This window comes from Ruminococcus sp. (genome assembly GCF_017650195.1).
GTDB lineage: Bacteria > Bacillota > Clostridia > Oscillospirales > Ruminococcaceae > Ruminococcus.
Genome location: NZ_JAGCFH010000111.1, coordinates 1 through 15,092 on the forward strand (window position 1 = coordinate 1; position 15,092 = coordinate 15,092).

At 43.9% G+C, this 15,092-nt stretch carries 12 protein-coding genes, 1 tRNA gene and 1 riboswitch; of the genes, 6 read left to right on the plus strand and 7 right to left on the minus strand.

Translation table 11 applies throughout. From position 1 onward, the window contains the following. Nucleotides 1–381: hypothetical protein (locus J6U00_RS05340; protein ID WP_296579918.1), on the minus strand; the 381-nt coding region annotated here is incomplete at its 3' end. A gap of 445 nt (nt 382–826) precedes the next feature. Between J6U00_RS05340 and J6U00_RS05345 the strand changes: the two genes are divergently transcribed. From J6U00_RS05345 to J6U00_RS05355, 3 genes are all read left to right on the plus strand, one after another. After that, complete coding sequence (locus J6U00_RS05345) at nt 827–2,767, plus strand: serpin family protein (RefSeq protein ID WP_296579921.1); 1,941 nt, start codon at nt 827–829, stop codon at nt 2,765–2,767. 584 nt (nt 2,768–3,351) lie between these two features. Next, entirely contained in the window at nt 3,352–4,146 is a 795-nt protein-coding gene (locus J6U00_RS05350; protein WP_296579922.1) for a WbqC family protein, read from the plus strand. Between the two features lie 53 nt (nt 4,147–4,199). Further along, nucleotides 4,200–4,655 carry an ATP-binding protein gene (locus tag J6U00_RS05355; RefSeq protein ID WP_296579924.1) on the plus strand — a complete coding sequence of 152 codons (456 nt, stop codon included), beginning with the start codon at nt 4,200–4,202 and terminating at the stop codon, nt 4,653–4,655. A 141-nt stretch (nt 4,656–4,796) separates the two neighbouring features. Here the strand turns inward: J6U00_RS05355 and pta are convergent, their stop codons facing one another. The 6 genes from pta to J6U00_RS05385 form a co-directional block, all read right to left on the minus strand. Continuing rightward, nucleotides 4,797–5,813 carry a phosphate acetyltransferase gene (pta, locus tag J6U00_RS05360; RefSeq protein ID WP_296579927.1) on the minus strand — a complete coding sequence of 339 codons (1,017 nt, stop codon included), beginning with the start codon at nt 5,811–5,813 and terminating at the stop codon, nt 4,797–4,799. Between the two features lie 132 nt (nt 5,814–5,945). Further along, nucleotides 5,946–6,632 carry an ECF transporter S component gene (locus J6U00_RS05365; protein ID WP_296579929.1) on the minus strand — a complete coding sequence of 229 codons (687 nt, stop codon included), beginning with the start codon at nt 6,630–6,632 and terminating at the stop codon, nt 5,946–5,948. Nucleotides 6,633–6,635: 3 nt separating this feature from the next. After that, nucleotides 6,636–8,264, minus strand: a complete 1,629-nt coding sequence (locus J6U00_RS05370) for an ABC transporter ATP-binding protein (protein WP_296579931.1) — start codon at nt 8,262–8,264, stop codon at nt 6,636–6,638. Further along, nucleotides 8,237–9,115, minus strand: coding sequence for an energy-coupling factor transporter transmembrane component T (locus J6U00_RS05375; RefSeq protein WP_296579933.1), 879 nt, complete (start codon nt 9,113–9,115; stop codon nt 8,237–8,239). Before J6U00_RS05375 ends, J6U00_RS05370 begins: the two co-directional genes overlap by 28 nt. Next, nucleotides 9,112–10,935 carry a DUF4430 domain-containing protein gene (locus J6U00_RS05380; protein WP_296579935.1) on the minus strand — a complete coding sequence of 608 codons (1,824 nt, stop codon included), beginning with the start codon at nt 10,933–10,935 and terminating at the stop codon, nt 9,112–9,114. Before J6U00_RS05380 ends, J6U00_RS05375 begins: the two co-directional genes overlap by 4 nt. Further along, nucleotides 10,925–11,839 carry a hypothetical protein gene (locus tag J6U00_RS05385; protein WP_296579937.1) on the minus strand — a complete coding sequence of 305 codons (915 nt, stop codon included), beginning with the start codon at nt 11,837–11,839 and terminating at the stop codon, nt 10,925–10,927. Before J6U00_RS05385 ends, J6U00_RS05380 begins: the two co-directional genes overlap by 11 nt. Before the next feature lie 108 nt (nt 11,840–11,947). Next, nucleotides 11,948–12,057: riboswitch (adenosylcobalamin-variant (AdoCbl-variant) riboswitch) on the minus strand. A 198-nt stretch (nt 12,058–12,255) separates the two neighbouring features. Between J6U00_RS05385 and feoB the strand changes: the two genes are divergently transcribed. From feoB to J6U00_RS05400, 3 genes are all read left to right on the plus strand, one after another. Then, the gene (gene feoB / locus J6U00_RS05390; protein WP_296579939.1) at nt 12,256–14,601 is read left to right on the plus strand and encodes a ferrous iron transport protein B; all 2,346 of its coding nucleotides are present in this window, start codon (nt 12,256–12,258) and stop codon (nt 14,599–14,601) included. Beyond that, nucleotides 14,602–14,751: a FeoB-associated Cys-rich membrane protein gene (locus tag J6U00_RS05395; protein ID WP_296579940.1), complete on the plus strand. Its 150-nt coding sequence runs from the start codon at nt 14,602–14,604 to the stop codon at nt 14,749–14,751. It abuts the gene before it with no gap. A 117-nt stretch (nt 14,752–14,868) separates the two neighbouring features. Next, nucleotides 14,869–14,945, plus strand: a tRNA-Arg gene (locus J6U00_RS05400). The last annotated feature ends 147 nt before the right edge of the window (nt 14,946–15,092 follow it).

Genomic DNA, 15,092 nt, shown 5'->3' on the forward strand with positions numbered 1-15,092 from the left:
AGTTCCTTCGTCAGCAACAAGGTGCTTGACAGCCTCGGGCTCAACGCTTTCCGGCAAAGCTAAGCCTGAGTCAGAGTATTTGATATTGTTCCTTACAAGACCCTTGAGGTGAAGAGTAGCTGTCTCTTCGTCAAAATAAGATAAGTCCTCGCCCTGAGGCGCAGCTGTAACAAGTACCGCGGTGTTTGTCTGATCACTGACAGATTCTGCAATATCCGTGCTGACTGATGTTATTGCTTTTGAATCAGTATCACTGGCGCTTACCTGCTCAGCTGCTTTTGCAAAAAGTGTATTTTTGCATTGTAATGAGCTTCCTGCATTAACGGCTGCAATCGAGATAGAGAGGGTTAATGCAGTCGCTTTTTTCCATCCTTTATTCATTAATGGATCCTCCTTTAAAATTAACATATAGTTTATAACGCTTCTGATTCAGCACGCAGTATTATTATAGCATAATGTTCCGGTTAGATATATAACATCACAAAAAATTTTCAAATAGTTCATATTTCGAAAGAAATGATGTGGAAATTCCAGAAATCAAGCGCTTTTGATAATGTTAAATATCTGATAATATATCTGCATTACTTTGCGTTAGTTTTATAAATAGGCGTGAAATAATATTTGCTTAATAGTACTTGTTTTCTTAATTACAAAGCCGTTGACTATTTGAACTAAAAAACACAGAATATGTTAACTATTCTCTTTACTTTTTGTGAGCTGTATGATATAATGTTAGGGAAGACATTTATTCATTGATCATGTACCGGAAGCTTCGCTACAGGAGCTGATTCGATATTAATTCTTATGACGAAGGGAGTAATGAAAAATGAAAAAGATTGCAAAGATAATCTCAGGAGCAATGAGTCTTGTACTGACTGTATGCACGGTCGGCAATACTGCGCCGCTGCCGCTTTATGAGCAGCCATTAGCTGTTGCTTCGGAGTTGTATTACGGAGATACCGAATATGAAGTGGAATTAAAGGACGTATATATTACAGGGTTGCGTGAAGATAGATACAACAAGAAAATAACTATGATCCTCAAAAACAATGATGTTTATGACTATTACAATACCATAAGTGTGTCCCTTTTATCTCCGGAGGCAGTGGGCATTGATATGGATGATGACGATCTAAAATTGGTTACTGACTGGAAAAACAGCTGCAAACTCTATGATCAGCTGGACACAGGAACTGTAGTTACGCTTAAAATAGTAGGGTACGACAAGGAAGATGCTGAAAGCCTCAGGGAAGCTCTCGAAAATAACAGAAGCTCTTACAATAGCTCTTTCGGTATGAATTACATATCTTCTGTCAGGTCACTCAGTATTCATTACTACGGCGATATAAACGATGACGGAGTTGTGGACAGCTTTGACGTTATTTCATACAGAAAGCAGCTTGCCGGAACTTCAGGTGCAAAGCTCACTGAGGCACAGTTTCTTAACGCTGATATCAATTACAATAATGTTATAGATGAGGAAGACCTGCAGCAGGTCCAGGACTATCTGCTGGGAAAGACCAAGGAATTCAACGGCGTGTCCGAGATTGGAAGTATCCGTCTTGACAATAAGGTCGATATCCAGTCGGCAGAGGGAACAGCTACAGATGAAAAGTTTGCAGCAGCTGAGATGAAGCTTGGCATTGATCTCCTGAAGCAGTGCTTTGATCCCACTAAGGAGGGTGAGGAAAATCTCCTTATCTCTCCGCTCTCCATATCAACTGCTCTTGCCATGACAGCAAACGGAGCTGACGGCAAAACAAGGGCTGAAATGGAAAAGCTCCTCGGCAGCGGACTTACACTTGAAGAGCTGAACGAGTATATGGCTTACTATATAAGCAAGCTTCCCGATGAAAAGAAGACAAAGGTATATCTTGCAGATTCAATCTGGTTCAAGGATAAGGATACATTCAAGGTATATGACGATTTCCTTGAAACCAACAAGAAGTTCTACGGCGCTCAGATCTATAAGGCTCCCTTTGATGATACTACAGTCAGCGACGTGAACAGCTGGGTAAATCAGAACACAAAGGGCATGATACCCAGTCTGCTGAAAAAGGGCTCTCTTACTCCAGACGAGGAGAAGGAAATACTTATGATGCTCATCAATACCGTTTATTTTGAGTCTGAATGGAAGAATCCTTATGAGAACTCCTACGACGGCAAGTTCACGGACCTCAACGGAAAAGAGCATAATATAAAGAGGATGAACAGCGCAGAAAGGGAGTATTACGACCTCGGCGATGCGGACGCCTTCAAGAAGCCTTATCTCAACGGAGAATACAGTTTCGTGGGTATTCTGCCGAAGGAGAAGAATATCGTTGATTACGTAAAGGATCTTGACGCTGAAAAGCTTCTGGAGGGACTTAAGGAGTACGAGGATCCCGACACTATCGACCTGTATGTTATGATCCCAAAGTTTAAGTATGATTATAGTCAGTCACTTAAAAAAGTTCTTGCAGCTATAGGTATGCCTTCAGCCTTTGATAAGGAATTGGCTGATTTCTCAAAGATAAACGACACAACATTTGCTGGTGCTCCCAATCTCTATATTGATGATGTGCTCCACAAGACCAGAATTGAGGTAACGGAAAAGGGAACAAAGGCTGCAGCTGTAACGGCTGTTATGATGGCACAGGCTTCAGGTATAATGCCCCAAAAGAAAAAGGTAGAGATTTATCTTGACAGACCTTTTGTGTACATGATAGTGGACAAGAACAATGTACCGCTGTTTATAGGTGCGGCTACAAAGCTTGAAGAGAATTGAGCGCATAAATAGTTCAGAGAATATCTATGGATACTAAAGCGGTAAATAAAATATTATCTGATATTTAATACTACAGAAAAAGCATAAGAAAGTGATAGTGATGTAATGATACTTTCTTATGCTTTTTGTTTGCGGAATGATGTTGATTTTGATTTAGAAAGACAGAGTAAGTTAATATAAATAAGCTATATACATCGTTTTAATATTGAAGTTGAATTGTATTTTTTACTGAATAAAAAGGCTGTTATTCGGCTAATAGGTATAAAATTGTTTCTAAATTATGAATTTATGGTGGTTGATATTGTCAAAAGCCCATATATGATATATAATAGGTGTATATACTTGAGATCATCGGCAAAAAAGTGTATGATGTATTAATAGAGGGGGGATTCTATGAGGCATATAATGTGCATAACAGTATATCCGAGACACGGACCGGATTACTGATTAGACTGATGAAAACAGTATAACGTTTTTATTTCTATTTAAGTCGGTATATAAATTATATTGACTATTTTTTTGGTGATTGTGTATGGTAAATCTTAGGAAAAAACAAATTTTGGGTTTAAAAGAGGTTTTGGAAGATGAAGTTAGGGATTATGCAGCCATATTTTTATCCTTATATAGGATACTGGCAACTTATGAATTTAGTGGACGAGTATGTTATTGCAGATGATGTACAGTACATAAAAAATGGTTTTATCAACCGCAATAAGATTCTCATAAATGGGGAGGGCCAGTATTTCAGGATACCGGTTCACAAACCGTCGCAGAACAAGTTGATTTGTGAGCATGAGACGTCCTTCGACGAAGCTGAGATTGAGAAAATGCTCAGCACATTGAAGAGCGCATATGCAAAGGCTCCAAATTATGAAAAGGTAGCCGCTCATGTCAGGGAGGTGCTGGAGTTCGGTCTGACCGAAAATGGAAAAAGTCTATCGCTTTTTCTTGAAAATGCAATAAAGCTTACTGCAAGAGAGCTAGGCATAACCACTCCCATAAAGCTCAAGTCAAGGGATATTAAACTTGATGGCGAGTACAAGAGAGAGCATTATGTAGCAGCTATATGCAAGGCAAGAGAAGCAACGGAGTACTATAATGCAATAGGAGGTACAAAGTTGTATTATCAGAGCTTTTTCAGAGAGAATGGTCTCGTTTTGAAGTTCGTACATACTAATGACGTGACATATCAGCAGTTCGGAAGTCAGTTCGTTCCCAATCTTTCTGTACTTGATATGATGATGTTCTGCTCTCCGGAACAGATTGCTGAGTTCCTGAATGCGTGTCATCTTGAAGACGGCTACGAGTCGGAGGAGGAAATGCTCTCAAAACAGGGTGCTGAGCTTTCAGCAAACCTAGTAGCTTGCCATCAAGGATAATAAAAGGCTGACGGATATTTTTTAGACAAATAAGCGATGAAAGCAGGCTGATTATGATAGACCTTACGCACCTTGAAAAATACAAGGAAAATAATCGTATAGAAGCGAAAAAGGCTATTGGCGGTCTGCCGCAGAGCCTGTGGGAGACTTATTCCGCTTTTGCAAATACTCTTGGAGGTATAATACTTCTTGGAGTTGAGGAGTATAGTGACAAGACACTTCATGCTGTGGATCTTCCTGATCCCGAGTGGCTTGTTAAGGACTTCTGGGACATAATAAACGATAAACGGAAAGTCAGCAGGAATATCCTTACAGACGACGATGTAAGCATCAGACAGATTAACGGAAAGCATATTATAGTTATAACTGTACCAAAGCTGAAAAAGGGTGAGGAACCCATATATATCGGCGGAAGCGTATATACGGGCACGTATATGCGCAGCGGTGACGGCGACTACAAATGCTCCGTTGAGGAGGTTGCTGCTAAGCTTAAGGATATCAGCCGTTAGCTGCAGCTTGTATTGGCTGTGATTATCTGTCGTATTGTGACAAATCAAAAATAGGGACGCTGTTCACAACGCCCCGTATAAACGAAAACAGGGACTGCTTTGATTGAAGTCCCTGTTTTTTTATAATTGATTATGGATTTATTAAGCCATGCCAGCTGTGATGATAGCCATTTTGTAGACCTCATCAGCGTTGCAGCCTCTTGAAAGGTCGTTGATAGGAGCGTTAAGACCCTGAAGGATTGGACCGTAAGCCTCGTATCCGCCAAGTCTCTGAGCAATCTTGTAGCCGATGTTTCCAGCCTCGATGAGGGGGAAGATGAAGGTATTAGCCTGTCCAGCAACCTTTGAGTCGGGGCACTTTGTCTTAGCAACTTCTGCTGATACAGCTGCGTCAAACTGGAATTCACCGTCGATAACCAGATTCGGGTCGATATTTCTTGCTTCGATAACAGCATCGTGGCTGAGCTGAACAGTGCCGCCCTTACCTGAACCGTAGGTTGAGAAGCTGAGTACAGCAACCTTAGGATCAATACCGAAGAAATCAGCTGTCTTTGCAGTCTCTACAGCGACCTCGGCAAGCTTTCTTGCACCAGTGAGTACTACATTGCCTTCCTTATCTACAGTATCCTCATAGCTGAGGTTGATAGCGCAGTCGCCCATGGCGATCTTTTCTTCCTTGCCATCCTTCTCACGGAAAAGTATGAATGAAGAGCTTACAAGGTTTGAACCCTTCTTTGTTTTGATGATCTGGAGAGCAGGTCTTACTGTGTCAGCAGTTGAGTATGTAGCGCCGCCGAGAAGAGCGTCAGCCTTTCCTGCCTTAACGAGCATAGTGCCGAAGTAATTGGACTTAGAGAGAGCTGCGCGGCACTCATCTTCGGTCATCTTGCCCTTTCTGAGCTCGAACATCTGAGCTACAAGAGCGTCCATTTCTGGATAGGTTGCAGGATCAACTATCTCTGCACCGTCAATATTGAAGCCGCCATTCTTTGCAGCAGCTTTGACCTCGTCTACGTTTCCGCAGAGGATAACGCCCATGAGGTTTTCCTTGATAAGTCTGTCAGCTGCAGAGAGGATACGAGGATCGCTGCCCTCAGTGAAGACGATAGTTTTCTTGCTGGATTTAAGATTTGCTATAAGCTTGTCAAACATTCCCATTTTGAGAGACCTCCATTGGATTTAAATTTTACTTTACCATTATATCACAGTTACTTTCCAAAGTCAAATAGTTATTAGTGATTAGTTTATAAGCAGTTGCTGTGTATATTCATTGTTTTTATAGTCTATAAATCAGACGCCATATTTAATTTTTATTCTCTGTAGCTTTTCACCGAAGGGCTTTGCAAGGAGAAAAAGGAACAACACATTTGACACTGTATAGGATATCGTGTATGGAACAGCTGAGACAAGAGCCGCAAGATAGAGCTTTATATCAAACCCCTGATTATACCAGAGGACAGTCCATATATCCATTATAAATGAGTAGGCAATTCCTGATGCAGCTCCATAAAGAAGGAGAAGTATCTGGCTTTTCAGCAGAGGCTTTGAGAGTACCCCTGCGAAAAGTCCGATAAGTCCCCATGACATCATCTGAAATGCAGTCCACGGTCCCTGTCCGAAGTAGAAATTGGATAACACAGCAGAAAGAGCTCCCACAAGGAAGCCAGCTTCTCCGCCAAGATACAGGGCAGTGATTATAGTTAGAGCAGCAATAGGTTTCAGGAATGGTATGAATCTGCCTGTAAAGCAGAGAGCTGTCATAACTGCGACTATTACCATTCTTCTCGTTCCTGTGGACTTCCTCTCAAAGCCTGCCGCAAAGAGTAGGAGTGCGAATACCGCAACTGCAAGGGAGATAATTATGTGTTTCTTTTCGTCGAACACAAGGGCTCCAATAATTGTAACTGCCGGTATCAGCACAAAAGGGACAGCTATCCTTATGGTATTACGGAGCTGTTTGTTTTTGATAAGGAGCATGGCCTACTCCTTTCTGCCGTTGAGGCGACAAAGTTGCTCTGCGTCCTCAAGTGTAATGGCATTATCGTAATAGCCTCTTGTCATACGGCTGACTGCTGTTGTGTAGAAGCTGCTTTGTGTGAAGAAATCTGTCGGTGTACCTGTGGAAACTATCCTTCCTCCGAAGAACATAGCACACCTGTCGGAACAAGTTGCGGCGAACTCAACGTCATGGGTCACTGTAACTATAGTCACGCCTTTTGCTTTTAGACCATGAAGCACACTGATTATATCCTGCTTGGCAGCCGCATCAAGTCCCTTCGTTGGCTCGTCGAGAAGCAGGAGCTTCGGCTTGGCTGCGAGTACTTTTGCAAGTGCAGCAAGTTGCTGCTCTCCGCCTGAAAGGTCGTAGGGATGCTTACTTAGGATATGAGAGATATCGTAAGGGAGCTCTGAAAGGTCTGCTCCGCATTCATCAAGCTCATCGCGAACTGTGCTTTTCAAGAATACAGTCTGTACGTCTTGCGGTAGCATAGCAAGGCACTCTCTGTAGAGGGAGCGGTTCTTATAGTCACGGAGCTTTTTCTCGAATACCCTAATATTTCCGCTGTATGGCTTTATAATTTCTGCCGCTGCAGAAAGTGCAGTAGTCTTGCCTGAGCCGTTGCCTCCAAGTATGCAGAAGATCTCTCCCACGTATACTTTAAGACTGAGACCGGAAAGTATATCTCTGCCGTTTCTTTCATAGCGGAGGTACACATCATTGAATTCAAGGGCAGTGGCTTGATTATGCTCATAAGATGTCAGTGGAAGTCCGCGTGTATCGTTATTGTAACTGTTTTCTATGAACTGCCTACCTTCGCGGACTGTTAGCGGACAGCATCCGTTGCCGCTGAGCTTCGCATATAAGCGCGAAGCTGCGGGCATACCGCACAGTATATCGTCTCGTGCACTGAGGTTACTTATCACATCAGCAGGAGGAGCGTCTGCGATAAGGGAACCATTTTCCATTACAAGAAGCCTATCACATAATGGTACAAGGTCTTCGAGTCGGTGCTCAGCAATAAGTATAGTTAGCGAGAAGTCATTACAAAGCCTTTTCAGAGTAGCAATGAAGTCAGCGGCAGCTATAGGGTCGAGTTGTGCTGTCGGTTCATCGAGTATAAGCAGATTAGGCTGCATAACAAGTACAGAGGCAAGATTCATGAGTTGCTTCTGACCGCCTGAGAGCTCTGCTGTATCCTTGTCGTACCATTCAACGATCCCAAAATAGCTTGCCATTTCTGCAATGCGCCTGGCTATCTCATCAGGAGGAGTACCGAGATTCTCAAGACCGAAGGCAAGCTCGTGCCATACTTTGTCAGTGACCGTCTGATGCTCCGGATTCTGCATAACGAAGCCTATGGCGGAAGCCGAGACTTTGCTGTCAAGCCCGGATAGGGAAGATCCGTTGAATACTATATCTCCACTCATTTCGCCTAAAGGTGTGAGCTCACGCTTAATCATACGGAGTAAAGTGGATTTTCCGCTGCCTGTAGCACCGCAGAGTACCGCGAATTCTCCGCGTTCTAGGCTAAGAGATATGTTTTTTAGAGCCGGAGAGCTGCATTCCGGATATGTGAAGGTCAGATTCCTGACCGCAAGTATTTCCATTTCAGGCAAGCCTCCGTTTCGATGATTATTGGAAGAAGTATAAGAACAGCGTAGGAGATAAGCCCTGCCGAGCCGAGTATCCCAGGAGATTCAACACATACCGTTGGATAGAACTGAAAGCTCAGGAAACCTTTTACCACAGCGGCAGCTGTTATGCAAACCAAGAGCAGAGAAATTGTCAACAGAAGGATATCAGCCTTCCTGAAAACGAACCGTTTCAGCTGAGAGCGCCTGTGTACTCCGTAGCCTCGGGCTTCCATGCTGTCGGCTGTGATGATGCCATTTTCGAGAGCCCATGTGACAAGTATGGAGAATATCCTTGATTTGCCCTTAATATCGTCGATTATATTATCGTCTTTATAAAGTCCCATAGCCTTCTGAGTGTTATTTGTTTTCACAGACTGCCTGCTGAAAAGCGGTATGAAGCGCAGTGCCATAGAGAGTACAAGGGATAGTTTAGGAGAGAGTGATCCAGTAATATATAGGAGCTTCTCACTGGTCATTATCTGTGTGAATGAACGGAACCAGTACAGAACACCGACTATCATTGCCGCGGAATTGAGACCGTAAAGAGCTGCTTCAAGTGTGACGGGATTGTGATTCATAACAAAGAGCACCGTTTTTCCGTTATGGGATATAAGTGGATTTGCAATGGCAAGTATCACAAACAGAAGCCAGAAAAAAATATGTACCCTGCTGTGGGAAAGACCGTTCCTGACTGTGAAAAAAAGCACTCCGCCGATAAGTGAAATTACCATAATCAGTGGATAGCTACTGAACATTGCTATTCCTGTCACGCTGAAAAACCATACTGTTATAACTATAGGATTGTATTCGGAAAAACTCCTCATTTTTCGTATACCTCATTAAGATCGTGACCTATCTCGCAGGTGTACAGCCATTCCACCCGGTCTCCGGCGGAAAGGATGTATTCGCCACAGCCCCTGGATGGAGCTATACCGTTCACATGGTATACCCAGCCAGACAGGTCGCCGAAATCGTATTCATATATATAGTTTATTCCAGAAATATAGACCATTCCGTGAGCGCCACCAGCGCTGCCCTTATTCTCAACCTGAATTCCGTAGGTCTGAGCAGCTTCCGTAAGTATGTCAAAGACAGTATCGCCCGTTTCAATGTCAAAAGCCGTAGGCGGTAGTATTACGCCATCCGAAGGGATATACTCAGAGTTTGATTTGTCTGCTATGGTGTCGCAGCGTATTTCCATTGTCACAGTACCCACAGCGTTTATCTTTTGCTTTTTTTCGCCGCTGTAGTAGTTACCGGCTGAACTTATATTCGTGACCAGTACGATGATAACGCCTGCCCCTGCAAGTATACCGATAAAGATAAAGTTCTTTATGCTTCTTTTTCCTATGATAAGCAATATAAGACTGAGCACAGCAGCGGAGACGATTATGACAAATATAACTTTGGGCTTGTATCCGTTCTTTTTCTGTACATTTTCCTGTATTGCAGCAGCTGTCTGTATAGCTGCTGTGGATACTTGAGATATAGAAGAGGTAACACCTGCAGTGCCCGTGGCAGAGGTCTGAGAGAATGCATCTGTATTGCCGGCGGTTACAGCAACTGTTGATTCAGTGCTTTTTTCCTTACTAACAGAAATTGCTATTGTAGTAACAAGTGTGGTATTATTGTCCGTGACTTCCTGTTTGTCTGGTTCAGTCTGCTGTTGTTCTATATTATTAGGTTTGCGGTTGTCCAGTATGAGCAGGGGAGTTTTTCCCTCTGTCATACGCTTGAATGCGACAAAGGAATAGTAAGCCTGTACAGTTGCCGTCTCGTTGAAAGAGCCACCCTCTGTATGGGAGAAGCTGCCGTCGTTAAGACGGAAGCGCACTATCCCGTCGATAAGGTCGTTACCGTTTTTGATGAAGCGTTCGTCGTAGCGGCAGTCTATACCCAGCGCCGAAAGAGCAGTGAGTACCTGAGAAGTGCTTTCAGGGTTCGGTGTGCCAAAGCTCTCATAGCCACCGTTTTCTTTCTGTTTACGGGAAAGAAAGTCCAGAGCACGTTCAACAGAAATGGCTACAGATTCGTTCTCACTGTAATGCGGTGCTAGAGACTGTACGGTCATAGCCGTAACGTCGATATCTCCATAGTCTCCGAAGAGAGCCCAGCCACCGTCACTGTACTGCATGGAAAGGATAGTATCAACGACCGAATCAGCCGTGAAGCGCGAACAGGTATAGCCGTTGTTGAGCACATGGAGACCATATATCCAGCTCATCATGCCCTGACCGCCTATAGAGCTGTCAAGTATATCAGTAATATAGCTGTTATTACTGCCAGCTGCGCAGAGTGCAAGAGCATATTTTTCACGTGAAGTGGCGGAAGTGATACTATTATTGCCTAGATAGCCAATGAGGGAACTCTCGTAGGCTGAAAGGTCTGTATATCCGCACTGGCTGAGGGTTAGAGCGTACCAGTCAGTAACTGTTCCGGCTCCCTCTGCGATGCCTTCGCCTAGCCATTCCTCAATGCTTCCTGCGCCTGCCTGTCCGAGCTTATAATCAATTATACCGCCGATAAGGTCATCGACCTCACCGACGGTATGATCGCTGCATTCCGCAGTAAATACCGGATGGTACAGCGATAGTATTATCACGAGCAGCGAGCACAGGATACCAGGAAGTACCTTAGTCCTCATTTCTTCTTCTCATTGCGAAGGCTGTGAATGCTGCTGCGAAAAGACCAGCTATTGCAGCTCCAGAGCCCTTTGCACCGGTCTGGGGCGAATTAGATTTCTTCGCTGTTGTAGTAGTGGCAGCCTTTGTGGTTACCTTTAACGTAGTAGTTACGGTAGTGGTGGCAGTAGTAGTTGTTGTCGTTTCAGTGGTAGTAGTGACTGCTTCGCCGTTTACATTGATGAGGAATGAAGGAGGAGCTATTTTTATACTGTCAGAATCTGCACTTATCACGTTTCTGCCTGCTTCTGTGAGTTTTACAGTAGCCTTTCCGTCAGCATCAGTAATGGCATCTGTTTCCTTGCCGTTAATCTTTATTTTTGCACCTGAGAGGTTCTTGCTCACAGGAGCGTAATTTTCGTCAAAGGAAACGTATGATAGTATGAGATCAATCTCTGAATCTGCTTCTGAGTCTTCACCGTTCTTCTTGTCGAAGTAGGAGTAAAAATAATTGTAGTCACTTGGGTCGGGGTAGGTAAAGGCTTCTATATAATCGCCGTTTTTTATCTCGTCTGTAAGACCCATGGAAAAAGTATCGTTTACATAGTACCCGAAGCTGAGGCTGTTCTCAGTGCCCCAGAGCTTTTCAAGCTGTAGACCGTACTGTCCTGTTGCAGATCTGTAGCCTGCTGCAGCACCCCCCTCGAATTTATTATCATGAGCGATATAGAGTGCGTCGTTGATTGTGAGCTTGCCGTCGCTGTCTATGTCTGTAACGGTTACAGGTTCCTGTACAAGGACGAGCTCTCTGTTTTTGTCAGAAACAGTAACGAATACCTTCGTTTCGTTTTCTTCTGCGAATACATACATACCTGCTGACGATAAGGAAATAAGCATTGCAGATGCCATTGCGATGGATCTTTTCATGATACCGACTCCTTTTATAATAATATTACGGGCAATAAAAAAGCCTTTCCGCGGTGCAGAAAAGCGCAGCAAAACAGCTCCACAAAAATGTGAAGTCGACGGCATACGTTTTTCATTGTCCAAAAACGTTAATTGCCTGCATTGTCTGACGAGCGATCCGACTTTACGGCAGTGACTGCTGCGACGGACTTTCACCGTGCTTCCCTCAGTTTCAGACTGCAATTCAATAACTGTAAATCATTATATCACAGGGCTTTACAGGCTGTCAAGCGTTAAATTTTAAAAAAGTAATTAATAAACATAAATGCTGTACGTGTTTGCATTACGAAATTGTTATTGACTTATATATTTAAACGTTATATAATGATAACAAAGAAAGAATTATATAGGGTAAGTATTTTGAAAGAAGGAATAATATGACATTAAGGGAACTGAAAGCGGGTGAGTGCGCCGTCATAGAAACAGTTGGTGGAGAAGGAGCTCTTCGCCAGCATTTTCTTGATATGGGCGTTATACCCGGAGCTGAGGTAAAAATGCTAAAGCTCGCTCCAATGGGAGACCCTATGGAACTACAGATACGCGGCTATTCTCTAACGCTGAGGCTTGCCGATGCTGAAAGGATAGTGGTGAAGCGAATCGACTCGCAAGCGGAAGGCGAAAAGGAGAAAAAGAAAAAGTCCAAAAGCCACCACCCCGGACTTGGTGAGGGCGGTATCTTCCACGCTAAAGGAGACGGTGATCCGCTTCCAGACGACGAACAGCTTACATTTGCTCTTGTGGGCAATCAAAACTGCGGAAAGACAACACTTTTTAACCGCCTGACCGGTTCAAACCAGCATGTAGGAAACTTTCCCGGCGTTACTGTGGACAGAAAGGACGGCCCCATAAAGGGCTATCCCAATACTCTTGTCACCGACCTTCCAGGAATTTATTCCATGTCTCCATACAGCAGTGAGGAGATAGTTTCACGCAATTTCGTGCTCAACAACAAGCCTAGAGCTATAATAAACATTGTTGACGCCACAAATATAGAGCGAAACCTTTACCTTACAATGCAGCTACTCGAAATGAATATACCTATGGTCGTGGCGCTGAATATGATGGATGAAGTCAGCGGAAACGGCGGCTCAGTTGATATCAATGCTATGGAGCAGCTCCTCGGAGTACCTGTTGTACCTATATCAGCCTCCAAGAACAAGGGCGTTGACGAACTTATCGACCATGCGATACATATTGCTCATTATCAGGAGAGACCTCTCCAGCAGGATCTCTGTGATGGACGGCATAAAAATGGTGCTGTGCATCGCTGTCTCCATGGAATAATCGCCCTTATCGATGACCATGCGGCAGATGCCGGAATACCCGTGAGATTTGCAGCAAGCAAGTTAGTGGAAGGAGATAGTCTTATTCTTGGGCAACTCAGGCTTGACGAAAACGAAAAGGAAATGCTTGAGCATATCATCAGTCAGATGGAAAAAGAGCGCGGACTTGACAGGAGCGCTGCAATTGCTGATATGAGGTTCGCTTTCATACATCGTATATGCGGTGAGACTGTAATTAAGCCTCATGAGAGCAAGGAGACTATCAGGAGTCGAAGGATAGACAGGGTACTGACTGGAAAGTTTACGGCTATACCTGCTTTTATCCTAATAATGGTTCTTGTTTTCTTACTGACCTTCAACGTTATAGGCGCATGGTTTCAAGGACTGCTTGAAGTCTGTGTTGACAAGTTCACACAGGCTGCGGATACTTTTCTCGTGAAAATGGATATAAACGATACCATACACAGCCTTGTCATTGATGGTATATTTGCCGGTGTAGGAAGCGTTCTCAGCTTCCTGCCGGTCATAGTGACCCTTTTCTTCTTCCTATCATTGTTGGAGGACAGCGGCTACATTGCAAGAGTTGCCTTTGTTATGGACAAGCTCTTGCGCAAAATAGGCCTTTCAGGCAGAAGCATAGTGCCGCTCCTGATTGGATTCGGCTGTACTGTTCCTGCGGTAATGTCAACGAGGACCCTCCCCAGCGAGCGCGACAGAAAGATGACCATACTCCTTACGCCTTTTGTAAGCTGTACAGCGAAGCTTCCTATCTATGCCTTCTTTGTAAGCGCCTTCTTTCCGAAGCGGGGTGGACTTATAATGGCTGGGCTTTATATATTCGGCATACTTACGGGTATAGTCACAGCTCTTCTTTACAGGAAGACTATCTTCCGCGGAGAAGCGGTTCCCTTTGTAATGGAGCTCCCGAATTACAGGATGCCAAGCCTGAAAAATGTTATCCAACTTCTCTGGGAAAAGGCAAAGGATTTTTTGCAGAGAGCCTTTTCAGTCATTCTGATAGCAACTGTAGTTGTATGGTTCCTGCAAAACTTTAGCTTTAGTTTTAATATGGTGAAGGACTCAGAGGAAAGTATTCTTGCAGCTATAGCAGGTCTTCTTGAGCCTGTATTCAGCCCTGTAGGACTTGGCGACTGGAGAATAATCACCTCTCTGATAACAGGCTTTATGGCAAAGGAGAGCGTTGTATCCACCCTTGAAGTCCTCTTCGGCGGAAATGTCGGAACAGCACTGACACTCAGTGGAGCCGCGGCTCTGCTGGTATTTAGCCTTCTGTATACTCCCTGTGTGGCTGCAATAGCCGCTGTAAAGCGTGAGCTCGGCAAGAAATGGGCGTTTACAATGGTAATATTCCAGTGTACTGTTGCATGGACTGCTGCTCTTGCAGTAAGACTTTTATGTAATGTATTGGGAGTGATGTAGATGAATTTATTCGATATCGTTCTTGTTCTGCTTATTGCAGTAGCAGTAATACTTGCAGTGAGAAGCACAGTGAAGCAGCATAAAAAGGGGAGTTGTTGCGGAAGTTGCACCGTCTGTCCCCATGCAAAAGACTGTTCAAGTATAAAGTAAAACAGCCGTCCGGAAGTGTTCCGGACGGTTTTTTACAGACTTTTAAGTTAAAAATATAAAATTATTATTCAGTACTTGAAATGAGCAGAAATATATGGTAAAATATTTCTTGGATTTGTCCCAATAGCTCAGTAGGATAGAGCGACTGCCTCCTAAGCAGTAGGCCGGAGGTTCGACTCCTCTTTGGGACGCCATTATAGTGCCTGTGCCCCCTTTCAAGGGGGCACTCGATTTTTTCACTTATTATGGAAGGCTCGGGCTGCTTTCGTTTATGGAATTGTTATATAATATTTTCATCAATGTCCCGCGCTTCACTTTATATGAGACGCGGCTTTTTGTGA